The organism is Flavobacterium sp., from assembly GCF_004211145.1.
Lineage (GTDB): Bacteria > Bacteroidota > Bacteroidia > Flavobacteriales > Flavobacteriaceae > Flavobacterium.
In genome coordinates this window covers 37,397-63,400 of the sequence record NZ_SEBS01000030.1, presented here as the reverse complement: position 1 = coordinate 63,400, position 26,004 = coordinate 37,397, and the positions used below count along the sequence as shown (strand labels likewise).

The 26,004-nt window shown below is 46.7% G+C and carries 24 protein-coding genes; 10 read left to right on the top strand and 14 right to left on the bottom strand.

The window, feature by feature from the left end:
* Positions 1-25: 25 nt before the first annotated feature.
* From EOO50_RS13370 to EOO50_RS13355, 4 genes are read left to right on the top strand one after another with little or no spacing between them, the layout of a single operon-like run.
* A complete protein-coding gene (locus EOO50_RS13370; RefSeq protein WP_290840775.1) occupies positions 26-1,951 on the top strand; it encodes a BatA and WFA domain-containing protein in 1,926 nt (641 codons plus the stop codon).
* On the top strand, positions 1,948-3,201 hold the full coding sequence (locus tag EOO50_RS13365; RefSeq protein WP_290840774.1) for a dihydroorotase: 1,254 nt from the start codon (positions 1,948-1,950) through the stop codon (positions 3,199-3,201). The genes EOO50_RS13370 and EOO50_RS13365 overlap by 4 nt, the downstream gene beginning before the upstream one ends.
* Positions 3,201-3,524 (top strand): hypothetical protein, encoded by a 324-nt coding sequence (locus EOO50_RS13360; RefSeq protein WP_290840788.1) that lies wholly within the window; start codon positions 3,201-3,203, stop codon positions 3,522-3,524. Before EOO50_RS13365 ends, EOO50_RS13360 begins: the two co-directional genes overlap by 1 nt.
* On the top strand, positions 3,524-4,183 hold the full coding sequence (locus EOO50_RS13355; RefSeq protein ID WP_290840773.1) for an alpha/beta hydrolase-fold protein: 660 nt from the start codon (positions 3,524-3,526) through the stop codon (positions 4,181-4,183). Before EOO50_RS13360 ends, EOO50_RS13355 begins: the two co-directional genes overlap by 1 nt.
* Here EOO50_RS13355 and EOO50_RS13350 read toward each other — a convergent pair whose 3' ends face one another.
* Together EOO50_RS13350 and EOO50_RS13345 are read right to left on the bottom strand one after the other, a co-directional pair.
* Entirely contained in the window at positions 4,184-4,681 is a 498-nt protein-coding gene (locus EOO50_RS13350; protein WP_290840772.1) for a hypothetical protein, read from the bottom strand.
* Complete coding sequence (locus EOO50_RS13345; RefSeq protein ID WP_290840771.1) at positions 4,678-5,445, bottom strand: MBL fold metallo-hydrolase; 768 nt, start codon at positions 5,443-5,445, stop codon at positions 4,678-4,680. The genes EOO50_RS13350 and EOO50_RS13345 overlap by 4 nt, the downstream gene beginning before the upstream one ends.
* Before the next feature lie 84 nt (positions 5,446-5,529).
* Here EOO50_RS13345 and EOO50_RS13340 point away from each other — a divergent pair, with 84 nt between their 5' ends.
* Positions 5,530-6,996 carry a TonB-dependent receptor gene (locus tag EOO50_RS13340; RefSeq protein ID WP_290840770.1) on the top strand — a complete coding sequence of 489 codons (1,467 nt, stop codon included), beginning with the start codon at positions 5,530-5,532 and terminating at the stop codon, positions 6,994-6,996.
* Between the two features lie 152 nt (positions 6,997-7,148).
* Here EOO50_RS13340 and bcp read toward each other — a convergent pair whose 3' ends face one another.
* Complete coding sequence (gene bcp, locus EOO50_RS13335; RefSeq protein WP_290840769.1) at positions 7,149-7,601, bottom strand: thioredoxin-dependent thiol peroxidase; 453 nt, start codon at positions 7,599-7,601, stop codon at positions 7,149-7,151.
* A gap of 135 nt (positions 7,602-7,736) precedes the next feature.
* On the opposite strand from bcp, the gene nth reads away from it, so the two are divergent.
* Positions 7,737-8,399, top strand: coding sequence for an endonuclease III (gene nth / locus EOO50_RS13330; RefSeq protein ID WP_290840768.1), 663 nt, complete (start codon positions 7,737-7,739; stop codon positions 8,397-8,399).
* Here nth and EOO50_RS13325 read toward each other — a convergent pair.
* The 3 genes from EOO50_RS13325 to EOO50_RS13315 form a co-directional block, all read right to left on the bottom strand.
* Complete coding sequence (locus tag EOO50_RS13325) at positions 8,396-9,025, bottom strand: hypothetical protein (RefSeq protein WP_290840767.1); 630 nt, start codon at positions 9,023-9,025, stop codon at positions 8,396-8,398. The genes nth and EOO50_RS13325 overlap by 4 nt on opposite strands.
* A 64-nt stretch (positions 9,026-9,089) precedes the next feature.
* Complete coding sequence (locus EOO50_RS13320) at positions 9,090-9,233, bottom strand: hypothetical protein (protein ID WP_290840766.1); 144 nt, start codon at positions 9,231-9,233, stop codon at positions 9,090-9,092.
* 48 nt (positions 9,234-9,281) lie between these two features.
* A complete protein-coding gene (locus EOO50_RS13315; protein ID WP_290840765.1) occupies positions 9,282-9,866 on the bottom strand; it encodes a sigma-70 family RNA polymerase sigma factor in 585 nt (194 codons plus the stop codon).
* Between the two features lie 326 nt (positions 9,867-10,192).
* On the opposite strand from EOO50_RS13315, the gene uvrA reads away from it, so the two are divergent.
* Positions 10,193-12,979: an excinuclease ABC subunit UvrA gene (uvrA, locus tag EOO50_RS13310; protein ID WP_290840764.1), complete on the top strand. Its 2,787-nt coding sequence runs from the start codon at positions 10,193-10,195 to the stop codon at positions 12,977-12,979.
* 165 nt (positions 12,980-13,144) lie between these two features.
* Here the strand turns inward: uvrA and EOO50_RS13305 are convergent, their stop codons facing one another.
* Together EOO50_RS13305 and EOO50_RS13300 are read right to left on the bottom strand one after the other, a co-directional pair.
* On the bottom strand, positions 13,145-13,627 hold the full coding sequence (locus tag EOO50_RS13305) for a low affinity iron permease family protein (RefSeq protein WP_290840763.1): 483 nt from the start codon (positions 13,625-13,627) through the stop codon (positions 13,145-13,147).
* A gap of 92 nt (positions 13,628-13,719) precedes the next feature.
* Positions 13,720-14,907, bottom strand: coding sequence for a M28 family peptidase (locus tag EOO50_RS13300; protein WP_290840762.1), 1,188 nt, complete (start codon positions 14,905-14,907; stop codon positions 13,720-13,722).
* Positions 14,908-15,155: 248 nt separating this feature from the next.
* On the opposite strand from EOO50_RS13300, the gene EOO50_RS13295 reads away from it, so the two are divergent.
* Entirely contained in the window at positions 15,156-15,791 is a 636-nt protein-coding gene (locus tag EOO50_RS13295) for a hypothetical protein (RefSeq protein ID WP_290840761.1), read from the top strand.
* 194 nt (positions 15,792-15,985) lie between these two features.
* On the opposite strand, the gene EOO50_RS13290 is transcribed toward EOO50_RS13295, so the two are convergent.
* Genes EOO50_RS13290 through EOO50_RS13275 form a run of 4 tightly spaced genes read right to left on the bottom strand, consistent with a single transcriptional unit; the run spans position 15,986 to position 21,473 of the window.
* Positions 15,986-17,452: a lipopolysaccharide biosynthesis protein gene (locus EOO50_RS13290; protein WP_290840760.1), complete on the bottom strand. Its 1,467-nt coding sequence runs from the start codon at positions 17,450-17,452 to the stop codon at positions 15,986-15,988.
* A gap of 1 nt (position 17,453) precedes the next feature.
* A complete protein-coding gene (locus EOO50_RS13285) occupies positions 17,454-18,731 on the bottom strand; it encodes a glycosyltransferase family 4 protein (RefSeq protein WP_290840759.1) in 1,278 nt (425 codons plus the stop codon).
* Positions 18,732-21,152 carry a YfhO family protein gene (locus tag EOO50_RS13280; RefSeq protein WP_290840758.1) on the bottom strand — a complete coding sequence of 807 codons (2,421 nt, stop codon included), beginning with the start codon at positions 21,150-21,152 and terminating at the stop codon, positions 18,732-18,734.
* A gap of 48 nt (positions 21,153-21,200) precedes the next feature.
* On the bottom strand, positions 21,201-21,473 hold the full coding sequence (locus EOO50_RS13275; RefSeq protein ID WP_290840757.1) for a DUF4834 family protein: 273 nt from the start codon (positions 21,471-21,473) through the stop codon (positions 21,201-21,203).
* Between the two features lie 107 nt (positions 21,474-21,580).
* On the opposite strand from EOO50_RS13275, the gene EOO50_RS13270 reads away from it, so the two are divergent.
* On the top strand, positions 21,581-22,573 hold the full coding sequence (locus EOO50_RS13270; protein WP_290840756.1) for a transporter: 993 nt from the start codon (positions 21,581-21,583) through the stop codon (positions 22,571-22,573).
* Positions 22,573-23,694 (top strand): GNAT family N-acetyltransferase, encoded by a 1,122-nt coding sequence (locus tag EOO50_RS13265; RefSeq protein WP_290840755.1) that lies wholly within the window; start codon positions 22,573-22,575, stop codon positions 23,692-23,694. Before EOO50_RS13270 ends, EOO50_RS13265 begins: the two co-directional genes overlap by 1 nt.
* A gap of 384 nt (positions 23,695-24,078) precedes the next feature.
* On the opposite strand, the gene EOO50_RS13260 is transcribed toward EOO50_RS13265, so the two are convergent.
* Both EOO50_RS13260 and EOO50_RS13255 read right to left on the bottom strand, forming a co-directional pair.
* Positions 24,079-24,555 (bottom strand): hypothetical protein, encoded by a 477-nt coding sequence (locus tag EOO50_RS13260; protein ID WP_290840754.1) that lies wholly within the window; start codon positions 24,553-24,555, stop codon positions 24,079-24,081.
* Positions 24,556-24,718: 163 nt separating this feature from the next.
* Positions 24,719-25,987, bottom strand: a complete 1,269-nt coding sequence (locus tag EOO50_RS13255) for an aminotransferase class I/II-fold pyridoxal phosphate-dependent enzyme (protein WP_290840753.1) — start codon at positions 25,985-25,987, stop codon at positions 24,719-24,721.
* Between the last annotated feature and the right edge of the window lie 17 nt (positions 25,988-26,004).

The following is a 26,004-nucleotide window of genomic DNA, read 5'->3' as shown; positions in this document are numbered from 1 at the left end:
GTATTTTTGACAACTAAAAAGCGGAATGCAGTTCAGACACCCGGAAATCCTTTACTTCCTTTTCCTACTGGTTATTCCAATTATCGTCCATTTATTTCAATTGCGACGTTTCAAGAAACAATATTTCACGAACGTCAAATTCCTCAAGGAACTTTCAATCCAAACGCGCAAAAGCTCGCGCATCAAGAAATGGTTATTGCTCGCGACGAGACTTTTATTGCTCGCGTGCATCATCATCGCATTCGCCCAGCCGTTTTTCAAGGCGAAAGACAGCAAAAGCATCACGAACGAAATGTACATCGTGCTCGACAATTCATTTTCGATGCAGGCCAAAGGTCAAAAAGGCGAACTCTTGAGGCGCGCTGTCGAGGATTTGCTCGAACATACGCCTGAGACGCGAACATTCTCATTGGTAACGAACATCGAAAGTTTCTGGAATACCGACATCAAGTCGATCCAAAAAGAACTCCAAAACCTAAAATACAGCGCGGCGCCTTTCCAACTCGACAATCTGATCGCGAAAGTGAATGCGCGCAAATCACCGTTCGCGAAAGATATTATCGTGATTACCGACGCCGCAGGCCTCGAACAGAAACAACTCAACGGAATAGACAAAGAATCGAACACGTTTTTCATCATCCCGAAGTCGGAGCAGAAAAACAACGTGGCTGTCGACAGCGTCTACCTGAACCAAACGATGGATAATTTCTACGAAGTCGGCGTGAAATTGTCATCGTATGGAGAAACCGGACGCGAAGTCCCGATCGCGCTTTACAACAATGGGAAGCTCGCCGCGAAAACCATAGCGAAGTTCGACTCGGCTCAAAAAACGATGAATTTTACGATCCCGAAAGCCGATTTCAACGGTTATGTTTCGATCACCGACAACGGATTGGCGTACGACAACGAATTGTTTTTCAGCATCTCGAAACCTGAAAAAACGAACGTGATCAGCATCGGAGACGCGACCCAAAGCGCTTTCCTGTCGAAAATTTATACGCAGGACGAATTCAATTATGTGAACTTTCCGCTCCAAAGCCTCGATTACAACCTGATCGAAAAACAGGATGTGATCGTGCTCAACGAGTTGGCCGACATCCCGCAGGCATTGCAGACCACGTTGAAAGCGTTCGCCCAAAAAGGCGGCAACATCGTGCTGATCCCATCATCGCAAAGCACGGTCGCAAACCTCAACGCATTCATGGCCGGGTTCGGTTCCTTGCAATTCAAATCATTTCGCCCCGATGAGAAACTCGTGACGAAAATCGCGTTCAACCATCCGTTGTACGCATCTGTATTCGAGAAGAAAATCGACAATTTCCAATACCCGAAAGCGAGCTCGTCGTTCGCGGTTTCTTCAGCCTCGGCTCCTATCTTGAGTTTCGACGACCAAAGCGCATTTTTGACGGCGATCTCGACTGCAGTTTCGAATGTCTACGTATTTTCAGCTGCGATTTCGGTCGAAAATTCGAACTTCAAAAATTCTCCATTGATCGTTCCGACGTTTTACAACATGGCGCAAAACGCTCAAAAGACGGGAGTTTTGGCGCTAACTATCGGAAACAACCAACCGTTTATCCTCGACGCAAATCTTGCGAAAGATGAAATCGTCGAAGTCAGGAACGCCGACGAGAAGTTTATTCCCGTACAACAAATCTTGAATAACAAGGTAAAACTCACGTTCAACGATTATCCGCAGCAAGCCGGAAATTTCGGCGTTTTCAACAAGGAAAATCTGTTGCGCACCATCGGCTTCAATTATAACCGAAGCGAAGGCGACCTGAACGCGAACGACGCCTTGCTCAGCGACTATAAAGTGATCGACTCCATCGAATCGGTTTTCGACACACTACAGCAAGACCGCACGAACAACGACATCTGGAAATGGTTCGTGTTGCTCGCGCTCCTGTTTTTAACCCTTGAACTACTGATACAAAAATTCGTAAAATGAACCTGATCATCAGAAAAGCCCGGATCGTCGATGCCGCAAGCAAGTTCCACAACGAAGTGGCCGACATCCTGATTTTGGACGGAAAGATTTCCAAGATCGCAAAAAGCCTGAAGAATACAGATAATTTAGAAGAACTGAAACGCGACAACCTTTGCGTTTCGCCGGGTTGGTTCGATACGAGCGTGTCGTTGGGCGAACCTGGATTCGAAGATCGGGAAACCATCGCGAACGGTCTCAACGTGGCCGCAAAGTCAGGATTTACGGGCGTCGCGCTTCAACCGAATTCACTCCCGACGATCGACAACCAATCCCAGGTCGCGTTCGTAAAAAGCAAATCAATAGGTTTCGCTACCGAATTGTTCCCGATCGGCGCGCTCACTCAAAAAAGCGAAGGCAACGATTTGGCCGAACTGTTCGATATGAAAAATGCGGGCGCAGTCGCGTTCGGAGACTACAACAAAAACATGGAAAGCGCGAACCTTTTGAAACTCGCGCTCCAATACAATCAGGATTTCGACGGATTGGTGATCGCATACTCACAGGATTCGAGCGTGAAAGGAAACGGAATCGCAAACGAGGGAATCGTCGCGACGCGCCTCGGATTAAAAGGTATCCCGAATCTCGCCGAAGAACTCATGATCGCGCGAAATCTCTATCTACTCGAATACGCAGGCGGAAAATTGCACATCCCGACAATTTCCACGGCGAAATCGGTACAACTCATAAAAGAAGCCAAAGCGAAAGGCTTGAACGTGACGTGCAGTGTTTCCATACATCATTTGGTCTTGACCGACGAAAAACTCCAGGGATTCGACACGCGCTTCAAAGTCACGCCGCCGTTGCGCACCGAATCCGACCGAAAAGCGTTGCTCAAAGGTATCAAAGACAACGTGATCGATTGCATCACGACTGACCACAACCCGATCGACATCGAACACAAGAAAATGGAATTCGACCTCGCAAAAAACGGCACGATCGGATTGGAAAGTGCGTTCGGGGCTTTGCTCACGGTGCTTCCGGTCGAAACGATCGTGGACAAATTAACGTCGGGCAAGAAGATTTTTGGAATTACGTCGACTTCGATTTCAGAAGGAGAATCGGCGAACCTGACATTCTTCACAACAGACTCCGACTGGACGTTCACAAAAGAAAACATACTCTCAAAATCGAAGAATTCAGCTTTCTTCGGAACCAAAATGAAAGGGAAAGTCTTCGGGAGTTACAACCAATCAAAACTCGTCTTGGCATGATCGATCCAATCGTAGAAAAGGGAAAATCGGCGGCGATCACGAGTTATATTTTGCTCGTTGGCGCGTTGATTGCGATGTCGATGAATTCTGAGGACAAAAATCCGTTCGCGGCGTTTCACATCCGTCAGGCCGTGGGATTGTCACTGACTTTCATTTGTCTCGGATTGCTTGTGAGTAACTTCGACAGCTGGATGATCTCAACACCGATGTATCTTTTCGTGGCCGTGCTTTGGGGTTACGGAATCACGACGGCCGTTCGTGGCGAAATGACTCCGGTTCCGCTTCTCGGCAAATTTTTTCAACGCGCACTCAAAACTATCTGATGGAATTATCGTTGCAACACCTCGTTCGCGAGCCCAAAATAAAGAAAGAAAAAAATCCGCTGTTGTTGCTGCTGCACGGCTACGGGAGTAATGAGGAAGATTTGTTCTCGTTCGCGTCAGAACTTCCGGCGGAGTATTACGTGATTTCGGCACGCGCTCCTTACACATTGAATTTTGGAAGTTACGCCTGGTATGCGATCAATTTCACGGGCGACGAAAAGAAATTTTCGGATCTCGGGCAAGCGCGCGAATCACGTGAAATGATTTCGACTTTCATAGACGAATTGCTTTCGGCGTATGCGATCGACGAAAACCAGATCACGCTTGTCGGATTCAGCCAGGGCGCGATCCTGAGCTATGCTGTCGCGCTTTCGCATCCCGAGAAAATAAAACAGGTCGCTGCGATGAGCGGTTATTTGAATATGGAAATTGTCGCCGACGGTTTTGAAAACAAGGCGTTCGGGGATTTGCGTTTTTTCATCTCACACGGATCGGTCGATCAGGTCGTTCCCGTCGATTGGGCGCGCAAAGCGAAACCGCAACTCGACGCGTTGGGAATCAAATCGGTTTACAAGGAATATCCAGTGGGACATGGTGTCGCACCTCAAAACTTCTTTGATTTCAGGAACTGGCTTGACGAAAATAAGCCGGCTTCGTAATTATTGAGCCGTAGTTTGCGGTTGGTATAACTGCGATTCGATGCGCTCGAACGTAACGGTTTCGTCGGCTTCGATGAAATATTTAAGCAACACCTCGCCCCAGACTTTCCCGTCGCTGAAATCGGCGATGATCCAACGGTGGTTGATCACCTTGACTTTGTTGATGATGAATTTCTGGGCATTTATCTGGTCGTATGGCACGAGCGGATTTCCTTTTTCCTTTCCGTTGAGCGTCATGATGTCGTCGGTCAATTTCTTGACAAGCGTTTTCACGTCGTACTTTTCCATGTATTCCTGTGCATTCTGGTTGTGCTCGATCGAAAAATATGCTTCGTCGTCCCATTTGTTGTACAACACCAAGATGCTGTCGTTCGCTTTCTTTACCTGAGCTTCGAGGCGAGCGGTTTCCGATTTTTCCTTTTTGCTGAAATACGCATACGTGAACACGTTCATGATGACAGCGATGATGAACAAATAAAGGAACAGTGATTTTTTCATGTCAGTTTGATTTCTAGGTTATCGTAAGCAAGGAAAACGTTCGGCGGCAACTTCTTCTCGACGTCGGCGTGAAAGCCCAGCATATGGCTGATGTGCGTCAAATAAGCGCGTTCCGGCCGTACCAAATTTATAAAATCGAGCGCTTCCTGCAAATTGAAATGACTGTCGTGCGATTCTTCGCGCAACGCGTTGATGACGAGAACTTTGAGGTTTTTTAACTTTTCGATTTCCTCTTCAAATATGATTTTCACGTCGGTCAGATAGGCGAAATCGTCGATTCGGAAACCAAAAACCTGTAGCTTCGCATGCCAGACTTCGATTGGAATTGCAGTTTTATTTCCGATGGCAAACGGTTCATTATTCCTGATTTCATATTGGTTTACCGACGGCGCTCCGGGATATTTATCGACGTCCGAAAAAATATAATCGAAACGCTGCGCCAAATTTTCCAACACGCGCCTGTGCCCGTAAACCGGAATATTTCCCTGTTGGAAAAAGAACGGACGAATGTCGTCGAGGCCGGCCGTGTGATCGGCGTGTTCGTGCGTAAAAAGAATTCCGTCCAAACGTTTACAATCGGATGTAAGCATTTGTTGACGGAAATCGGGACCGCAATCGATCACGTACGAATGATTCTCCCAATGCAGCCAAACCGACACGCGCAACCTTTTGTCGCGGCTGTCAGTGCTTTTGCAAACAGGATGATCGCTCCCGATTACCGGGATTCCCTGAGAAGTTCCCGTGCCTAAAAACCAAATGTTCAATGCAGTTAATTTTATACAAAAATAAGACTATTGAATTTCATTTCGTTGCATTTTTATTTAACTTTGCGAGGAATTTCAACGATTATGCTAAGAGATGACGGTTTTACGCTGAAAGGCGACAAGGCGATTGAGCAGATTCCTTCGATCAAGGACAAAGCGCTTCGCATTAACCTGAACGAGAATATATACGGAACTTTCGCCGAAATCGGTGCGGGCCAGGAAACGGTGCGCCACTTCTTTCGTTCGGGAGGTTCTTCGGGGACGATAGCCAAGGCGATGTCGGCTTACGACAAAGACTTTAGTGACGCGATCTACGGATCTGAAAACGACGGACGTTACGTAACCGAAAGCCGCCTCAAGAAAATGCTTTCGCACGAGGTCATGCTCATCGAAAAGCGTTTGAGCCGTGAAAAACACCCGAGCAAACTCTTCTTTTCATATGCCAACACGGTCGCGACGATCGATTTCGCGAAACAGTTCAAAGGCCATGGTTGGGTCGGAATCAAATACCAGATCGAGCCTGACGAAGATTATAACGAAATCATTATCCACATCCGATTCAAGGAAACCGACGCGCGCCTGCAACAGGAAACGCTTGGAATCCTGGGTGTGAACCTGATTTACGGCGCGTTCTACAAACACAACGATCCGAAGAAATTGTTGCGTTACCTGTACGATCATTTGGATAAGGACCAATTGGAGATCGACACGATCAACTTTTCCGGGCCGCGTTTCGCCGATGTCGACAACCGATTAATGTCGCTCCAACTCGTTAAAAACGGAATGACCGACGCGGTGATGTTCGATCCCGACGGAAACAACATTCTTCCCGCTTCGATTTTATACAAGAAAAATATACTTGCACTGAGAGGAAGTTTCCGTCCGGTAACGGTCGTGAACATGGACATGTACGAGAAATCGCTCAAGATGTTCCTCGAGGAAAGCAAGGTCGATTCAAAAAACACACTCGTGATTTTCGAGATTACGCTTTCGAACCTGCGTTCCGACGGGGAAATCGACGAGCGCGACTTTATGGACAGGGCCGAACTTTTATGTTCGCTCGGACAAACCGTAATGATCTCGAACTTCCAGGAATACTACAAAGTGGTCGAATATTTCTCGAACTACACAAAGGCGCGTATGGGATTGGCCATGGGCGTGAACAACCTGGTCGACATCTTCGACGAAAAATATTATCGCCATTTGAGCGGCGGAATCCTCGAAGCGTTCGGAAAATTGTTCTACCGCGATTTGAAGGTTTTCCTATATCCGATGATCGGCGAAGACGGAGAATTGATCACGTCTGAAAACCTCAAAGTACATCCGCGAATGAAAGAGCTTTACAAGTTCTTCAAGTTCAACGGAAAGGTCATCGACATCGACGATTTCGATCCGCACAACCTCGAAGTTTTCTCACGCGTCGTACTCAAGATGATTACGAAAGGCCAACACGGCTGGGAGGAAATGCTGCCGAAAGGTATCGCGGAACTCATCAAGGAACATCATTTGTTTGGGTATGATCCGAATAAGATTTTGGAGGAGACGAATTAAATTGACGAACGACTAAAGACGAATGACTAACGATACTCGTCTTATATAATAGAAAAACGGAAGACCTGATTAGATCTTCCGTTTTTTTATTTTCTAAAACCTAACCGACAGAAAGTTCATTGCTCTTTTGTCATTCGTCTTTAGTCATTCGTCTACCCTAAAATCTGAGCCGCATGATCCTTCGTCACAACCTTCTCGATCACATTCTCAACGACGCCTTTTTCATCGATTACGAACGTCGTGCGGTGAATGCCGTCGAATTCGCGTCCCATGAACTTTTTCGGGCCCCAGACACCGAACGCCTTGATGACCGCGTGGTCTTCGTCGGCGAGCAATGGGAACGGCAGGTTGAACTTTGAGATGAAATTCGCCTGTTTCTTTTGCGTATCGGCGCTTACTCCGAGCAATTCATACCCTTTGTCCTTCAACATTTGATAATTATCGCGCAAATTGCAGGCCTCGACCGTGCAGCTCGGCGTATTCGCGGCCGGATAAAAGAAAACGATCAGTTTTTTACCTTTGTAGTCCGAGAGTTTGTGCGTGTTTCCGCTTTGGTCGACGGCCGAAAAATCCGGAGCTTCGTCGCCTTTTTTGAGTGTTGTCATAGTGTTGTCGTTGCTTTTGGCGCGTCGCGAGTTTCGGGCCGTTTTCCACATGTATCTAAAAATGCTTGTCCACATAAATCGAGTTCGCCTTTGCGCGTTCGCGCCTAAAAATTACATTTGCCCAAAAGTAGTGAAATGACAAGTAAGGACCGCGCCGCGTTTGTAATAAAAACCCTTGAGGAATTGTACCCCGAAGTTCCGATTCCGCTCGACCATAAAGATGCGTACACATTATTGATCGCGGTTTTGTTGTCGGCCCAATGTACCGACGTGCGCGTGAACCAAATCACACCCTTGTTGTTCGCGAAAGCCGATACGCCTGAGGAAATGGTAAAATTGTCGATCGAGGAAATCCAGGACATCATCCGTCCGTGCGGCTTGTCGCCCATGAAATCAAAAGGCATCCACGGCCTGTCGAAAATTTTGCTCGAGAAACACGACGGCAACGTCCCGAGCAACTTTCCCGATCTTGAAGAACTTCCCGCCGTCGGACATAAAACGGCGAGCGTCGTGATGTCGCAGGCGTTCGGGCATCCTGCGTTCCCTGTCGATACGCACATCCATAGATTGATGTATCGCTGGAATCTGTCGAATGGAAAAAGCGTCGAGCAAACCGAGCGCGACGCCAAGAAGTTGTTCCCGGAGGAATTGTGGAACAAACTGCATTTACAGATAATTTACTACGGAAGGCAATATTCGCCGGCGCGCGGCTGGAATCCTGAGAAAGACATCATAACGCGCACCATCGGACGAAAGTCAGTGCTCAACGACTATTATAAGAAGCACCTTAAAAATTAGTTCCGACGCCATTCGTTGCCATCGAGGTCATCAAAACCGACGATTCCGTAATTGAGATCGTAATAAACCGTGATCGCATTTTTAGGAAAACCGTCGACGACGACCGAATCGTCAGAATTGGAATTGATGACAATCACTTTCGGATAAGTTTTGCCATTGGCCGAAAAAGCCTGGAGCAAACCATCGATATTCGAAATCACGAAATCCTCGGATTGCCCGTTCCAACGATCCAAAAAGAATCTCGCCTTCAAACCCGACGCGCTGTTTTTGAAGATCGTGAAGCTCATACCCGAATTTTGGCTTTCAACGAAATCCAGCGATTCAAGACTGACCCGTTGCTCGTCGTAATAAAAATTCGTGATCCCGCCGCCTGAAAAATCCCCGGAAACGTCAGCCGATCTCCCTTTGAAACGCGCCGCGACTTTATAACGTATCATTTGGCCCGACTGATTGCTGAACGAAATGATCTTTCCTTTGTTCAAGGTCGTGTTCAACAGACGGGCGTTATGGGCCGAAGTGAATTTGTAATAATTAAGGCCGGGCAACATGGAAACGTCGTTGGACGAATCATCGGATGCACAACCCAGAACCAAAAAAGCCGAGATAATCGCAAGTGTTTTTTTCATGATGCGTCGCGTTGGTTAAGAAATAAAAATCCCGCTAACATTTTCATGCCGCGGGATCCAAATTTTAATTAGCAATGCTTTCAAAAACCATATTTCCTTTTTTCTGGATGGTCAAAGCTTTCGAATAGCTCAGCAAAAAGTTGATGGTCTCTTTTTTTGGTAACATTTTAGAAGCTGCTAATGGTTTTGAAGTGTAAATTTTTGCCATGTTATATGCGTTTGTTTCCAATAAAACGCACGAGCTTCCGGAATATTGTTAATTCGTCAAAATAATTTGATGCTTGTCTATCACTTTTCTCAAATTCATAAGTGCGTAGCGCATACGCCCAAGAGCTGTATTGATGCTCACGCCCGTGATTTCAGAGATTTCCTTGAACGACAAATCCTGATAGATCCGCATTTCAAGTACCTCGCGCTGGTCTTTCGGAAGCTCGTGGATGAGTTTCTTAAGATCGTCCTCGACTTGCGTCGTAATGATTTGGCTTTCGATGTTCGGCGCGTTGTCGCTCATGATCGAGAAGATCGAAAACTCTTCGGTTTCGCGGAACATCGGCATTTTCTTCGTCTTACGGAAGTGATCCACGATGAGGTTGTGCGCGATCCGCATGACCCAAGGCAGGAATTTTCCTTCTTCATTATACGAATTCGACTTCAACGTCTTGATGACTTTGATGAATGTGTCCTGGAAAATATCGTCCGAAATATCCCTGTCGGAAATCTTCGAATAGATAAAACCATAAATCTTTGATTGGTGCCTGTTGATCAAAGTAGCCAAAGCGTTTTCGTCGCCAGCTACGTAGTTCTTGACCAATATTGCGTCGGGGGTGTTAACAGTAGCCATAAAAATACCTTTTAGTTTTTGGTTGAAATCTAAGAATCTCTTAAAAAGTATTTTTGCGTAATAGGCGTCTGTTAAATTAAAGTGAATGAATAACCAAATGTAATACTATTTATTTTTAATGTGCAAATAAAAACTGAAAAATTAACAAGTGTTGGACAATAAAGCGGCAAATTAACTTGATTTTATGGTCTTTTTGCTCATAATCGACGAAGTTCGACGAACAACATTGCATTTTTAACAATCTATAACCGTACCAAAATGGTGTTAATGGCAATTTTTAATGGCATCGGAATTCGCTACCTTTGCATTCCTATCGAAAATTGACTATGCAGCCTGATTTCAGCACCTTAGAACCCAAAAAGAACATCATTATAAAGAGCGCGCAAATCCACAATCTAAAGGATTTGAGCGTCGCCATACCGCGAAACGAACTCGTCGTGATCACCGGACTTTCAGGTTCAGGAAAGTCGAGCCTGGCTTTCGACACCTTGTATGCCGAAGGGCAACGCCGTTACGTGGAAAGTCTTTCCTCGTATGCGCGCCAGTTTTTGGGCCGACTCGACAAACCGAAAGTCGAATACATAAAAGGAATCGCGCCCGCGATCGCGATTGAGCAAAAAGTCAATACCACCAATGCGCGTTCGACCGTGGGAACATCGACAGAGATCTACGATTACTTGAAACTGCTTTTCGCGCGAATCGGAAAGACCTATTCACCGGTTTCCGGACTCGAAGTCAAGAAAGATTCGGTGAGCGATGTCGTCGATGCGGTTAAGAGTTACACCGACGAAACGCGCCTGCTCCTACTCGCGCCCATCCATCTCGAAAACGGGCGCGCGCTCGAAGACAAGCTGAAAGTGTTGCTCCAACAAGGCTTTTCAAGGATTTTGGTCGACAAGGAAACACTGAGGCTCGACGAAATCGACCAACACAGTCTCGATGATAAAGACGTGTTGCTCGTCATTGACCGAATCGTCGTGAAAGACGAGGAAGAATTTTACAATAGATTGTCGGACGCCGTCCAAACCGCATTCTACGAAGGAAAGGGTGAACTCTACCTTCAAGAGGCCGACGGCGAAAAACGATTCACGTTCAGCAGCAATTTCGAGCTCGACGGGATGACGTTTTTGGAGCCGAACGTGCATTTGTTCAGTTTCAACAACCCGTACGGCGCGTGCCCGGTTTGCGAAGGCTATGGAAACGTGATCGGCATAGACGAAGAGTTGGTCATCCCGAATACGACGTTGTCAGTCTATGAAAACGCGATTTACGCATGGCGTGGCGAAAGCATGGGCTGGTACCGCGATCAATTGGTGAACAACGCCTACCATTTCGATTTCCCGATCCACAAACCGTATTTCGAACTCACTGATGCCCAAAAAGAGCTCGTTTGGAAAGGCAACAAATACTTTACGGGATTGCATGCGTTCTTCAAGGAACTCGAGGAAAAAAACTATAAGATCCAAAACCGCGTGATGTTGTCGCGTTATCGCGGAAAGACGAAATGTTGGTCGTGCAAAGGAAAACGCCTGCGCCCCGAAGCGAATTACGTGAAGATCGACGGCAGGACGATTTCAGATTTGGTCGACATGCCGATCAAGAAATTGGTGCCGTTTTTCACCGAAATCAAGCTGTCGGAATTCGACCAGAAAGTGGCCAAACGACTGCTCGTCGAAATCAACAGCCGCTTGAGTTTCCTGCAGGAAGTGGGGCTTGATTATTTGACGTTAAATAGAAATTCGGCTTCGTTGTCGGGCGGTGAATCGCAGCGCATCAATCTCGCGACATCGCTTGGAAGTTCGCTCGTCGGGTCGATGTACATTCTCGACGAACCCAGCATCGGCCTGCATCCGAAAGACACCGAACGACTCATAAAAGTCCTGATTTCACTTCGCGATCTGGGCAATACTGTAATTGTCGTCGAACATGACGAAGACATCATGAAGGCCGCCGACAGAATCATTGACATCGGGCCGGAAGCGGGAACGCACGGCGGTGAACTCGTCGCTTACGGAACCTATGACGAAATCCTCAAAGCCGATTCGCTCACGGCCAAATACCTGAACGGCGAACTCGAGATCAAGACACCGAGAACGCGCCGCAAGTGGAACAATTATATCGAAATCCTCGGAGCGCGAGAAAACAACCTGCATAACGTCGACGTGAAATTTCCGCTCGAGGTGTTGACCGTAATCACGGGCGTTTCGGGCTCGGGAAAGAGTACGCTCGTCAAGAAAATCCTGTTTCCGGCCATGCAAAAACAGCTTGAAGGCGCGGGTGAAAAAGCGGGACAATTCTCGGAAATGCGCGGTTATTACCATAAGGTCCGACATATCGAATACGTCGATCAAAATCCGATCGGACGCAGTTCACGGTCGAATCCCGTCACGTACATCAAGGCTTACGACGACATACGCGATTTGTTTGCAAAAGAAAAACTTTCGAAAATCCGCGGTTACCAAGCCAAACATTTCTCGTTCAACGTCGATGGAGGCCGATGCGAAACCTGCAAAGGCGAAGGTTCTATCAACGTCGAAATGGTTTTCATGGCCGACGTCCAACTGCCTTGCGAAACCTGCAGCGGCAAGCGATTCAAGAAAGAAATCCTCGAAGTCAATTTTGAAGGAAAGAACATCGATGACGTTTTGACGATGACGATCGACGATGCAGTCGCCTTTTTCAAGGAACACAAGCAGACGAAAATCACACAGAAACTGCAACCGCTTCAAGATGTCGGGTTGGGTTACGTGCAACTCGGGCAATCGTCGTCGACATTGTCGGGCGGAGAAGCACAACGCATCAAACTCGCATCGTTCCTCGTGAAAGGCGCGACGAAAGAAAAGGCATTGTTCGTTTTCGATGAACCGACGACCGGATTGCATTTCCACGACATCAATAAATTAATGGCATCATTCGACGCGTTGATCGACCAGGGACATTCGATTATCGTGATCGAGCACAACCTCGATTTGATAAAATGCGCCGATTACCTGATCGACCTCGGGCCTGAAGGCGGTGAAAACGGCGGTAAGATTTTAGCCGTCGGAACACCTGAGGAAGTCGTGAAAAACAAGGCTTCGATCACAGGGAAATATCTCAAGGACAAACTTTAATCTGTTTTTTAACCATTAAGAGCATTAAGTTCATCAAGGATTAGATTTCTTACCGAACTTAATGCTCTTGATGTTCTAAATGTTAAAAATCTTACCGAAGAATTCTATCAATTCAACAAAGAGTAAAATATTGAATGGGCTTACGTCCAAAAATCTCAACGGTAATCAAAGTTTACCCGAATCGGTTTTGAGTTTCTTGCGCTTCTTATGTTTGATCTCATGGATTTCCTCAGCCTCTTCAATCGAATGCGTCTGAAAAAGCGAATCCTCATTTTTGCACAAATGGCTCAATTTCATATAGTAATTGTGGATCGTTTGCAGTTCCCTTTCCGATAAATCCTCGACATCGATCAATCGGTTGCTCGCAAATTCGTGGGATGCGACGAGTTCATTGAGTTTGATTTGAATCGCCATCGAATCTTTATTCTGCGACTTCTGGATCAGGAAGACCATCAGGAACGTGACGATCGTAGTTCCGGTGTTGATCACGAGTTGCCAGGTTTCAGAGTAATTGAAAACAGGCCCGGTGACCGCCCAAACGATCACCACGGCGAACGCGACCAAAAACGCGCCCGTACTTCCTGTAGCTTTTGTGACTTTAGATGCGAATATTTCGAAAACACTTTGGTTGTTCTTCTTTTTGCCCATGATGCGAGATTTAATTATTTCGCTTAAAGTTACGCAACAACGAGGCACAAAAAAAGCCTCCGTGAGAAAGCCTTTTTACGATTGTGCTACTTTTACTGAAGCACTATTTTCTTCGTGATCGTTTTTCCGTGCGACTCTACAACCAAAACGTAAAGTCCTTTTTCAAAACTGCCGACGGGGAGTTGTTCTTCAGGTTGCGGTTGGCTAAAATTTTTGGATGCGACGGTTTGCCCCAGCACATTCACGAGCTTATACGAATAGTCGTTCAGTTGACCTTTATTGATGAAAAGCACGTTGTTTGCAGGGTTCGGATATACTGAAAGGCCAGCGTCGACCGTAACCGATTCCGTTGCGAGATTACAAGTCGGGCACGCAACGGCGAAGTGCAAAGCCGCTCCGATCGTACCTTGCGCGACGTTATAAACGAACGTCGGATCCATATTCGCGAGCACGTCATTGGCCGTATGCGGAAAAGGCGATTCGTTGGTTTCATACAGGCCCGTGATGATTTCACCGTTGTCTTCAAACGGTATATAATCGGAAGCATAGGCGAATGAGATATTCGTTTCAAGCACCGAATACAATTCCATGCAGTTCGCAAGTTGGGTCGTCATGACATCAGAAGCCGCGTTATTTGTGCTCGGACTATTGCTTTGGTCGCGCTCGCAGGTAATCGTGTTATTGGTTTCTCCGGCGACGCCCCCGACCTGGTCGAGGTTCAGCAACAATCGGATGTCCATCTTAGGAGTTGTCGCGTTCACCACATTATTCACATAATGTTCGCTGCCGATGAGACCGTCTTCTTCTCCTGCGAAGTGTATGAACTTGATCGAGTATTCCGTCGGAACGTTTTTCAATAGACGTGCAATCTCAAGAATTACGGCAGTTCCGCTGCCATTGTCGTTCGTTCCCGGGCCGTTTACAGTATCATAATGGCCATCGATGATCACGAAAGTGTTCGGATACGTGGTCCCGATTTTAGTGACGACCAAATTCTTGCAAGTCGAGCCGCTATACGTAAACGGATCCTCGACCATTTGCGAAACCGTGTAGCCGTAACTCAAGTATTTATTTTTGAGCCAGTTCAACGCATTCGCCTGAGCGATCGTTCCACGGTATTTAATTCCGAAACTTTGAAATTCGGTAAGCGAAGTCAATATGTTCGATTGGGAACATTGTTGCACGACGGCGTTGTAGTTGGGAATGAAAGCCTGGGCGTTCACGAATCCTGAAAACAGCAAGACAAGCGCTGCAGGAACAATTCGGAGTAATCGGGGCATAGTAGTCGTAATAGTAGTTTGCGACGCGAATATACTAAAACATCAGGATTCAAAATATTTTTTTATGATTAGATATTTTTCTGAAAAACAAACGATTACAAACGTTTTTAACCGATTGTCGACGGATAACTCAAACCGCATGCATTTTTTTTGGCACGCAACTTGAAATGCGTCAAACATCTGAGAAAACAACCAGATCGCGAAAGCCGAAAAGCGAATGAGTAGGCAAATCACAAAGATTGAAGATCATGAAAAAAATTACCCTTTTCGTAACCGCTGTCTTCTTTATCGGAAGCTCAGTGAAGGCCTCAGAGAAAATGATTTCTCTTGAAGCGAACCACAATCCGGTAGCCATCGCCGATGCAGAACCAATCGTGTTCCGCGAAAGAGGCATTGAGTTCTTTGTTTTCGCCGACGGTCAGTTCGATTTCAACACCGTCCCAACCCAAAACCAGACGACGACGTATTACTACAAAGGTCGCCGCAACACAGTCAATACGACTTATGGCGCCCCTGGACAAGATAACTACGGTGGAGTCCGCATCGAGCACGACGCACAAGGTCGCATCCGACGCATCGGGAACACGTTCATGAATTATGATGCTTACGGCCGCATCAAGAGAATCGGTTCGGTTTATATGAGTTACAACCGTTTCGCGTTGAGCCAAATTGGTGGATTGCGTATCCAATATGACCGCTGGGGCCGAATCATCGGAACGACAGGCCAGGTAAACGGAAGCTCTTGGAGTTACCAACCGCACAACAACGGCGGTCAGTACCAAGGCGGTTCATACGACAACGATAGTGATGACGAAGATTATTACTATTACAAGGCCGACGGCACGAAAGACAAGATTGAAAACAAGACGCAAGTCAAAAAATAGTAGTGTAGTTTAGATTGGTTGGTTTGTGAAGTCCTCGGAAGTGATTCCGGGGATTTTTTTTTACCCCTAAAACAATTGAGATAGTTTGGATTTTTCGTTCGGAAAAACACGCTGATTCGACCAAACGTTACGTGTTACGTTGTCTAAAGAACGGTTCGGAAAATCGTTCCAAAATTTCTCAGTATTCGAACAAACTATTTTCTCCTCAACAACGAAAACGCCTTCTCAATAACCAGATTGACTTCGGGCGAAATCCTAAGCCAATAATTTACCGCAGTAAAAAAAGTGCCGACCAGAATCGACTTCAAAATGATATTCGGTATCGGATGAAATGGAAATTCCCAGAAGTAAAACAACACGAACGTCACGCCCAAAATCCCAAACGAATACAGCGTCTGCACGGTAAACGGATACAACTTCATCCTGAAAACCACGAACATCAACTTCGCCAGACTGTAAAGCGTGATCGAGATCAATGTCGCGATCGCGGCTCCGTCGATTCCCATTTCGGGGATGAAATATCGGTTCAATCCAATCATCGTAGCTGCGAGCAACACGCCCAGGACCAGCACGGCGCGATAATATTTCGAGTTGAAGATGATCGCATTGTTGTTTCCGAGAATCAAGTCGAAATACTTCGATAGTCCGATTACGAACACCACGAAAATCCCACCGCTATACGATTCGGGCAACAACAGATAAAGCTGTTTGATGTTGACCAGAATCCCGACGAGCACCAAACCTCCCGCAATCTGCAGCGTGATCGAAGTCTTTTTGTACAGGTCGTTGAGCTCGTCCATCTTGTTTTGCGACATGAGTTTCGCGGTAATCGGATACGTGATTTGGTGCATGGCGCGGCTCGGAACCGAAATCACGGTCGCAATGAAAATCGCCACACTGTAGATCGCGATATTGTCCAAATGCATATAGTACGCGATCATGTTCTTGTCGATGTCGAGCAACATATTGGCGATACTGCCTGATAGAATGATGAAAATCGAATATCGGAACACCGCTTTTCTATTGTCGGGGAAACGCAAATCGACTTTGAACGCACGGACTTTCATCGCGTAATACAACATCACGAACGTAATCAAAAGGTAAATGAACATCGTGGCCGTGATGAACTCTTCGGGCGACAACACCTTGAAATATACCGCAAACAAAGCGATCGTGATAAAAATCCGCAGCAAGACTTCCTTCGTAAAACTCCCGAAAACCGATTGCAGATGCACTTTTACCCAAGCGTAAAAAATCTCGAAATAGCCCATGCAGATGCCGATTACAGGAATTTGCCAGAAATATTCGTGGATGATTGGGTTTTCCTTCGACCAGATTCCCGCGATTTCGTCGTACGCTAAAAGACCGACGATCGTAAGCGGAACCATGAACAGCAACGGCAGCAGTAAAATGTACGTCAGGAAACGGTTTTTCTCATCTTCGGTCTTGTACTCCGAAAAGAATTTGACCAACGTATTGTGGACGCCGAACGCCATCAACGGCATGATGATATTCGCCGACGACAGCAAGAATCCCGTCAAACCATAAAACGTCTTACCCAAAAAATGCGGATACATGAACAGCGTATTCGCCGCGCCGATCCCAAAACCAATGTAGGTGATGACCGTATTCCGTATCGATTGGTTGATGACGATTCCCATATTATTGCAGCAGTTGCGCGAGTTTTTGAGTAAGATCGTGGCGTGAAAATCTCTGCAGGCCGATAGGTTCCGCTTTCAGGTTTCCTTCGAGAAATGTTTCATAATACGAAAGAATCGTTTCCTTGAGTTTTTCCTTGCCGCCGTAGTCGATGAAAACGCCTGTGTTGGTTTCGGTAATGATGTGGGCGAAATCGGAACCGTTTGGACCGATCGCAATTATCGGACGGCCCGAAACCATGTACTCGAACAATTTCCCGGGAATGATGCTTTTGGAATGCAGCGAATTGATTTCGATAAGCAACAAAACCTGCGAACTTCGTTGTTGCGCGATCGCCTGCGAATGTGGAATGTAACCCGGATTGTTCACGAATTCGTCCAGTCGATATATATGGATCGATTCGAGAACTTCGGGACTTAACGTACCGATGAGCTTCAATTCGAAATGCTCCGAAAACCCCGGGATTTCATCGATGAGTTCGGTCAGGACATGCCACAGGAACACAGGATTTCGTTCGGACAGCAACGAACCGATGTGCGCCAACGAAAATTTGTCGTCAAGCGGCATGGGCGCGAACTTCTCGTTGTCGAAACCGTTCGTGATCACCTCGATAGGCTTTCGCGTAATGGCCGAGAAATCGCGTTTCGTGGTTTCGCTGGTAACAATGATATGGTCGGCCGATGTCAGCACCTTGCGCTCCATTTTTTTGTGCAGGCCTTCTGAAAATAACGTAAGCTTCAAGTCTTTTTGATAACCGATCGTCGTCCACGGATCGCGAAAATCGGCGAACCATTTCACGTTGAGTTTCTTCTTCAATTTGCGCCCGATGAGATGCAGGCTGTGCGGCGGACCGGTCGTGATGATCGTGTCGATGCCGTTTTCGACGATGTATTTCGAAAGATAGCGCACCGATGGATTTACCCAAAATACACGCGCATCGGGAATAAAAAGATTGCCGCGGATCCAGAGCGCGATCTTCTCGGCAAAACTTTGCTTTTTGCTGTTCGGGATAATCCCCGCGCTCATTTTCTTTACCTTGTTTTTCGATAACATGCCCGCAATCGCATAGGGCTCGAATACCTTTTTTTTAAGGATCGTAACGTTTGGGGAAACGTCTTCCAAAAGCGCTTCATCGACGATCGGATACGTTGGATTCTCAGGGATGTAGACGATTGGCTCGATGCCGAATTCAGGAAGGTACTTCACGAATTTCAGCCAGCGTTGCACGCCCGGACCGCCGGCCGGTGGCCAATAATACGTTATGATGAGTACCTTTTTCAATTAGATTTCGGTGTTCTTTTTTCTTTCGTAATAAATTCCGCCCGCCGCGAGCAGTGCCATAATTATGGAACTTGCGAGCGCGATCGTGCCTCCGGTTTTCACGACCTGAGGCTCGAATTTGAACTCGATCGTGTGTTTACCGGCCGGAACCTGGAGTGCGCGCAATGTGTAATCGGCGCGATAGATCGTGGCGTCTTTGCCGTCAATCGTCGCCTTCCAACCTTTCGGGTAATAGATTTCCGAAAATACGGCGAAACCATCGTTCGCATTATTACTTTGGTATTTGAGGTAATTCGGTTCGTATTTTTCGACCGTGATCGTAGCTGCGCTGTCTTTTGCAAACGTAGCCGGAACGCCGACGCCTTTCATGGACGGATCTTTGAATATGACGGCCTCGTTTTTCGAATCGATCTTGTCGAGCGCTTTCATCTCGGCATCGGCAGTCGTAACGGTTCTGGTCGATTTTACGAACCACGCGTTTCCATTCGCCTCCGGATTCGGAATCGGGAACTCCTCGCCTTTCTCATCGACTTGGATCACATATTTCGTATTGAGCAAATTCAGCACTTCAAGATTGTTTTTAGCGATCTGATATTCCAGTAAGTTTTCCATCCTGCGTGGACGAACGGCGCTGTAACCCGAAAGCGATTTATGGAAATAAGACGTTCTCGCATTGTGGATCGCATTGATCTCGAACACGCGGTAATGGCTCGTGTCTTTCAAGATGAATTGATCCGACGGAGACGGCTCGAACGGAACATCGACGGCACGCGCATCCACGAAATCATCTCCATCCACATAATTCTTGTCGATGAAGAACAAATCCCCGATCATCACGATCCCGACGATAATCAACGCGGTTTTCTGTGCGATTTTGTTCTTATAGAGCAGCCACAGTGCGCCGGCCGCGAGCAAGACCAAAAATGCCGAGCGCAGCAAATCAGCCCAATACATGCTTTTGCGATCGGCTTTTAGAGCATCGACGAATTCGGGCCCGTAATTTTTTAGCATCGCCGCGTCGCTTCCGCCCGCGAAACTGAATTGTCCCTTGAACAAAACGAGTATGGCAATAATTCCGAAGAACGTGCCCGCCGCTTTCAACAACGGTTTCTTACGCTCGTCGTTATCGGCGGCAAAAAACGATTGCAAGCCCATGATCGCGAGCACCGGAACGCACAACTCGAGTACGACCTGGATCGACGAAACTGCCCGGAACTTGTCGTATAATGGCACATAATGGATAAAGAAATCGGTCAGTAACGGGAAATTCTTGCCCCAAGAAAGGAACAACGAAATCAGCGCACCGGCCAGGAATGCGTATTTTATTCTGCGCTTATCGATGAAGAAAGCCAGGATCGCCAGGAAAAATACGACCGCGCCTATGTAGGCCGGAGCCGCAACGATAGGCTGGTCGCCCCAATATGTCGGCATGCCTTGCAAACCTTCGCGTGCTTGGGCTTCTGGAACGCCCTGGCCGATCATGAATTCATACATATGGCTTTTTTCATCGAGAGTTTCATTGTTCGAACCGCCGAAAAGTTTCGGGGCGATCAGGTTGAAACTTTCGAGGACGCCGTAACTGTATTCGGTGATGTAATCGTAATCCATCGATGCCGTGGTCGTGTTTTTCGAGCCGTCGGGATTGAACGTGAGTTCACTTTTACCGCGGATCGAGAAATCGGTGTATTCGGCGGTCGCAAGCAAATTCGAGGCATTTACTCCGACGGCAAGTATTCCCGCAATCGCGAAAACGCCGAACGATGTCAGCAACGGTTTGAATTCCTTGTATTTGATGGCTTTGTAGATGAAAAATACGACGATCGCCAAAAGCAGGAACAACAAATAATACGTCATCTGGAAGTGGTTCGCGTTGATTTCAAGCGCCGCGGCGACCATCGTCAATAAACCGCCCGAAATGTATTTCCGCCTGAAGACGAGCAAAACGCCCGCCACGACCATCGGCATATACGCGATCGCATGTGCTTTCGCATTGTGTCCGACGCCAAGGATAACGATCAAATACGTCGAAAACCCGAACGCCAACGCCCCGAAAAATGCCTTGAGCGGATCGGTCTTGAGAACCAACAACAAACTGTAAAAACCTAAGAAGTATAGAAATAGGTAATCGGCGGGACGAGGCAAAAAGCGCAACAAATCGTCGAGTTTCCCGATGTAATCGTGCTCGTAGTTCGCGCCCAGTTGGTATGTCGGCATTCCACCGAAAGCCGAATTCGTCCAATACGGTTCGCCTTTGCCGGCGGCGCGAAAATCATTCTGCTCCTTTGCCATCCCGGTGTACTGCGCGATGTCGGATTGATATATCTTCTTGCCCTGAAGGACCGGATAAAAATAAATAAGGGAAATAAGGACAAAGCCGATAAGCACCAAAATGTGCGGGATAAATCTGTTCAGTTGCTTCATGACGGGATAAAATTCAGCCCAAAAATAGTCAAAAACAACGAGAGCGGCTTACTCAATTTCCTCGTAATCGATGTACTCGCCCACTTTTTTGGTCTCGCGCGAACGTGCGGCCTGATTGGCGTCGAAAGTGACTTCGCCGTCTGCTTTGCGATTCGTATCACGCGGTTGGCCGTATTGTTGGCGAAAATTGTCCTCGGCGTGCTGCACGGCCTTCTTGACGAGAATCGGGAAAAAGATCCTTGCAAGAAACTTGAAGATGTAATAAAAAGCGATGATGTAGACCAGCGTTCGTAAGAAGTTGCTGAAAGACGCCATTTCCATGTTTAGAATAATTTTTTCAAAATTACGAATAACAACGTTCGGGCGAGGATTTTCGCTCATAAATAAATAATAAAATAGTACTTTTGGGAAACTGTAAAAGATAGTTTATGCTCCAATCAAAATCCCTGTTTTCGTTCGTTCTGTTGTCGTTTTCGGCAATTGCGTCGGCCCAATTCACCGATGTGATCAACTCCAACCGCCCGGGCGAATCCATGTCGGCGTTCTCGGTCGGGAAAACCGTAATCCAGGGAGAATTGGGATTCACGGCCGTGAAAATGGATCACGCACTCGCAGGCTGGGACACGAAAGGCGTGAATGCCGAACTTGCGATCCGCTACGGGGCGTTTTTCGAACAACTCGAATTCATAGGCGAATTGCAATATCAGTACGACCGATACAATTATCCCGCGATCGGCGTTTCAGGCGAGACGAACAGCGCGTTCAAAAGCTTCAACATAGGCGCGAAATATCTCGTGTTTGATCCCAATAAGAATTATGTCGACCGAAAGCCGAACCTGTATAGCTGGAGGGCGAACCACAAATTCAAATGGAGAAATTTGATTCCTGCGGTCGGCGTTTACGTGGGCGGAAACATCGGATTGTCGGAGAAATTCTTCCCGACGTACGACAAGGCTTTCAGCGGAAAAGCGATGTTGATCACGCAAAACCAACTCGGCCGTTACGTCTTGGTCAGTAATATCTACGCCGATTATTTCGGGAAACCTTATGAAACGTTTGGTTACGTCGTCACGTTGACGCGCGGATTCAACGATCGCTGGTCGGCATTCGTGGAAAACCAAGGGCTGCAATCGGACGTTTACGGCGATTTGATTTTCCGTGCGGGCGCGGCGTATCTGATGGAGAAGAACCTGCAGCTTGACATTAATTTTGGGACGAACGTGAAGGACACGCCGTCGGTGCTTCAAATCGGCGTCGGCGTTTCATGGCGATTCGACGGCAATTATGAAGATGTCATTTTACGACTTCCCGGCGAAGAAAAAGAAATGAGCAAGGAAGACAAGAAAAAGCAAAAAGAGAAAAACAAGAAAGACAAGAAACGCAAGGACGCGATCGAAAACGAAACGCCCGAGACACCATAATGATCAGCATTCAAGAGAAAAAAACGAAAAAGGAACTGACCGAATTCATCGAATTTCCATTTTCGATCTACAAAAAAAATCCATATTGGGTTCCGCCGCTCATCGCCGAGGAACTCATGTCGTTCAACAAGGAAGTCAATCCGGTCTTCGAATATGCCGAAGCCTATTTTTACATGGCGTATCGCGATGGAAAAGCCGTTGGACGCGTCGCGGCGATCATCAACTGGAACGAAATCAACGATCTTTCGAAGAAGAAAGTGCGTTTCGGCTGGTTCGACGTGATCGACGATATCGAGGTCACGAAAGCATTGTTGGCGATCGTCGAAGAACTCGGCAGGAAGAACAACCTCGACAACATCGAAGGCCCGATGGGATTCTCGAATCTCGACAAGGTCGGCGCGCTCATTTACGGTTTCGACCAGATGAGCACGATGATCACTTGGTACAACCACGAATATTACATCGACCATTTCAAGCAACTCGGTTTCACGAAGGAAAAGGAATTTGTCGAGAGCCGATTTATTTTCCCGAACGAGGAACAGGTCGCGCCATACGTAAAAGCCGATCCGTTGATCCGACGACGTTACAATCTTAAAGTCTATAATCCGACGACGATCGCCGAAGTCCTGCCGTTCATCAACCCGATGTTCGACCTGTTCAACGACGCGTATGCGAAACTCACATCATTCGTTGGAATTTCGGACCGGCAGAAGCAATTCTTCAAAGACAAATACATCGACTTGGTCAACCCTGAGTTCCTTAAATTCATTGAGGACAAAGACGGAAAACTCATCGCGTTCAGCATCTGCATGCCGTCGATGACCAAAGCGCTCAAGGATTCGGACGGAAAGTTGTTCCCGTTCGGTTGGCTGCGTTTGTGGTGGGCAAAAAAACACACCGATGAAGTGTTGTTTTATCTCATCGGCGTCGATCCCGAGTGGCAGAACAAAGGTTTGACGGCGATTATCATGGCGGAATATTTCCGGTCGTTCCGCGACAATGGCATCAAATATTGTGTTCGAACGCCTGAACTTGAGGAAAACCATTCGATCCACAACCTTTGGAAATTCTTTAATTCGCCGGTTACGAAAAGACGCGCTACTTTTATAAAGGACTTGTAATATTCTTTAACAAGTTAAGAAGTTAAGAATAGTTAAGTTTTATCTTAATTACGCTTAACTTCTTAATGGTTTTAAAACTGAATTATCGGAACTTCATTTTTCTCGTTTGTGGTTTGAAAACCACCGATCTAATCGTTCAAGTAATTTTTTTGATCACTCAAGTAATTTTTAATTTCACCATTAAGAACATTAAGAGCATTAAGTTCATTTAGGTTTTACGCTTAATGACCTTAATGCTCTTAATGGTTTAAATAAAATACTATAGGTTAAAAACTTCCGAATATTTCCTAAATTGTTCAAGCCTATTCAACCGCATTCACACCGAGCTTCGAAGGAAAACATTTTAATCGAACGCGACTGCAGCCTAAAGCTTACGGCCTACAGTTATTTACAAGCCGTCTTAACAAGCACGATAGACTTATCATATTTCAACGCTTTCGGATTCAAAAAAACCTGCTTACCTTTTTCCTCTTTCATTTCGCCCGTTCCCATGACCAACGAATTCCCGCTTTTTAAAAGGTAAACATCACGGACCGATTCCATTCCTTCTGACTGGAACGTATATGTCAGCTTCAACGTATCGCCCGCAAAAACACCAGTAACCGGTCCGCTGCTGCTGTCCTTTTCGTAATTTTTGAATCGCAACTTCCCGTTAACGTCCGCGCCGTTTTGCGTGAACGAAAGCGAAATCGTATCTTTTTGCTGTACGAATTCGTAGCATTGCCCGACGTCGGACAGCGCCTTATCCGATGCGACAATCGAATCTATTTTTGGTGGTTCCGGTTGTGCGGTTTCCTCAGACTTCTTGTTGCACGAAAGCAAACCCGCGGCCGAAATCAATAATATCATTGCGTTTTTCATGATTATCTATTTTGTCATTTACCTAAAAGTACGCCTAAAAAAAGAATCCTCGGGTTAACAAAAACAAAAAACCGCTCCCAATCGGAAACGGTTTCTATAATCCTAATTTCTAAAAATCTGAAAATCTGAAATCTGAAATCTGAAAATCTGAAATCTAAATCAATCAACGTTCATCCGAAACATCAACCGTATGTTTCTGCGCCAACTCCAAATATTTCCCGCTGACCAATTTCTCGCGGATCGCATCGAACGCTTTCAATGTTTCCTCGATGTCGGCCAACGTGTGCGAAGCCGTCGGGATCATGCGCAACAGGATGATGCCTTTCGGGATTACCGGATACACGACGATCGATAGGAAAATATTGTAGTTCTCGCGCAAGTCGTTCACGAGCATCATCGCTTCAGGGATCGAACCTTCGAGGTAAACCGGCGTGACGCAAGTGTTCGTGTCGCCGATGTCGAAACCGTGTTCCTTTAAACCGTTTTGCAACGCGTTCACGTTTTCCCACAATTTGTCTTTGAGTTCAGGCATCGTGCGCAACATTTCCAAACGTTTCAACGCGCCTTTGGTCAGGATCATCGGAAGCGCTTTGGCGAACATCTGCGAACGCAAGTTGTATTTCAAATAATCGATGATGTCTTTGTCGGCGGCGATAAATGCTCCGATCGAAGCCATCGATTTCGCGAACGTCGAGAAATAAACGTCGATCTGATCCTGGCAACCTTGCTCCTCGCCTGCTCCGGCACCTGTTTTTCCAAGTGTTCCGAAACCGTGTGCGTCATCGACCAAAAGCCTGAAATTGTATTTCTTTTTAAGTTCGACGATTTCTTTAAGTTTTCCTTGTTGTCCACGCATTCCAAAAACGCCTTCGGTGATCAAAAGTATTCCACCGCCTGTTTCCAATGCCATTTTCGTAGCGCGGCCAAGGTTTTTTTCTATGCTTTCAATGTCATTGTGTTTGTATGTGAAACGTTTGCCCATGTGCAGACGAACGCCGTCGATGATACAAGCATGAGAATCGACATCGTAAACGATAATGTCGTTTTTGGTCACCAAAGCATCGATTGTTGAAACCATGCCCTGATATCCGAAATTGAGCAAATAAGCCGATTCCTTACCTACGAATTCAGCCAATTCATTCTCCAACTGTTCGTGGACCGACGTGTGGCCGCTCATCATGCGCGCTCCCATCGGGTAAGCCGCTCCGTATTCTTTCGCCGCGTCGGCATCGGCCTTTCGGACTTCAGGGTGGTTCGCAAGCCCGAGGTAATCGTTGATGCTCCAGTTGAGGATTTCCTTGCCGTGAAATTGCATGCGCGGGCCCAAATCTCCTTCGAGTTTCGGGAATACGTAATAACCTTCGGCCTGTGACGCCCATTTGCCCAGCGGGCCTTTATTGCTTTGGATTCTTTCGAAAAGATCTTTTACCATAATGAGTGAAGTAAATG

Coding starts and splice junctions, on each gene's coding strand:
- EOO50_RS13355 (WP_290840773.1), top strand. CDS start 3,524: ATGGAATTATCGTTGCAACACCTCGTTCGCGAGCCCAAAATAAAGAAA.
- EOO50_RS13340 (WP_290840770.1), top strand. CDS start 5,530: ATGCTAAGAGATGACGGTTTTACGCTGAAAGGCGACAAGGCGATTGAG.
- EOO50_RS13370 (WP_290840775.1), top strand. CDS start 26: ATGCAGTTCAGACACCCGGAAATCCTTTACTTCCTTTTCCTACTGGTT.
- EOO50_RS13300 (WP_290840762.1), bottom strand. CDS start 14,907: ATGCCCCGATTACTCCGAATTGTTCCTGCAGCGCTTGTCTTGCTGTTT.
- EOO50_RS13350 (WP_290840772.1), bottom strand. CDS start 4,681: ATGAAAAAATCACTGTTCCTTTATTTGTTCATCATCGCTGTCATCATG.
- bcp (WP_290840769.1), bottom strand. CDS start 7,601: ATGACAACACTCAAAAAAGGCGACGAAGCTCCGGATTTTTCGGCCGTC.
- EOO50_RS13365 (WP_290840774.1), top strand. CDS start 1,948: ATGAACCTGATCATCAGAAAAGCCCGGATCGTCGATGCCGCAAGCAAG.
- EOO50_RS13265 (WP_290840755.1), top strand. CDS start 22,573: ATGATCAGCATTCAAGAGAAAAAAACGAAAAAGGAACTGACCGAATTC.
- EOO50_RS13295 (WP_290840761.1), top strand. CDS start 15,156: ATGAAAAAAATTACCCTTTTCGTAACCGCTGTCTTCTTTATCGGAAGC.
- EOO50_RS13305 (WP_290840763.1), bottom strand. CDS start 13,627: ATGGGCAAAAAGAAGAACAACCAAAGTGTTTTCGAAATATTCGCATCT.
- EOO50_RS13255 (WP_290840753.1), bottom strand. CDS start 25,987: ATGGTAAAAGATCTTTTCGAAAGAATCCAAAGCAATAAAGGCCCGCTG.
- EOO50_RS13270 (WP_290840756.1), top strand. CDS start 21,581: ATGCTCCAATCAAAATCCCTGTTTTCGTTCGTTCTGTTGTCGTTTTCG.
- EOO50_RS13280 (WP_290840758.1), bottom strand. CDS start 21,152: ATGAAGCAACTGAACAGATTTATCCCGCACATTTTGGTGCTTATCGGC.
- EOO50_RS13325 (WP_290840767.1), bottom strand. CDS start 9,025: ATGAAAAAAACACTTGCGATTATCTCGGCTTTTTTGGTTCTGGGTTGT.
- EOO50_RS13320 (WP_290840766.1), bottom strand. CDS start 9,233: ATGGCAAAAATTTACACTTCAAAACCATTAGCAGCTTCTAAAATGTTA.
- EOO50_RS13275 (WP_290840757.1), bottom strand. CDS start 21,473: ATGGAAATGGCGTCTTTCAGCAACTTCTTACGAACGCTGGTCTACATC.
- EOO50_RS13290 (WP_290840760.1), bottom strand. CDS start 17,452: ATGGGAATCGTCATCAACCAATCGATACGGAATACGGTCATCACCTAC.
- EOO50_RS13260 (WP_290840754.1), bottom strand. CDS start 24,555: ATGAAAAACGCAATGATATTATTGATTTCGGCCGCGGGTTTGCTTTCG.
- uvrA (WP_290840764.1), top strand. CDS start 10,193: ATGCAGCCTGATTTCAGCACCTTAGAACCCAAAAAGAACATCATTATA.
- nth (WP_290840768.1), top strand. CDS start 7,737: ATGACAAGTAAGGACCGCGCCGCGTTTGTAATAAAAACCCTTGAGGAA.
- EOO50_RS13315 (WP_290840765.1), bottom strand. CDS start 9,866: ATGGCTACTGTTAACACCCCCGACGCAATATTGGTCAAGAACTACGTA.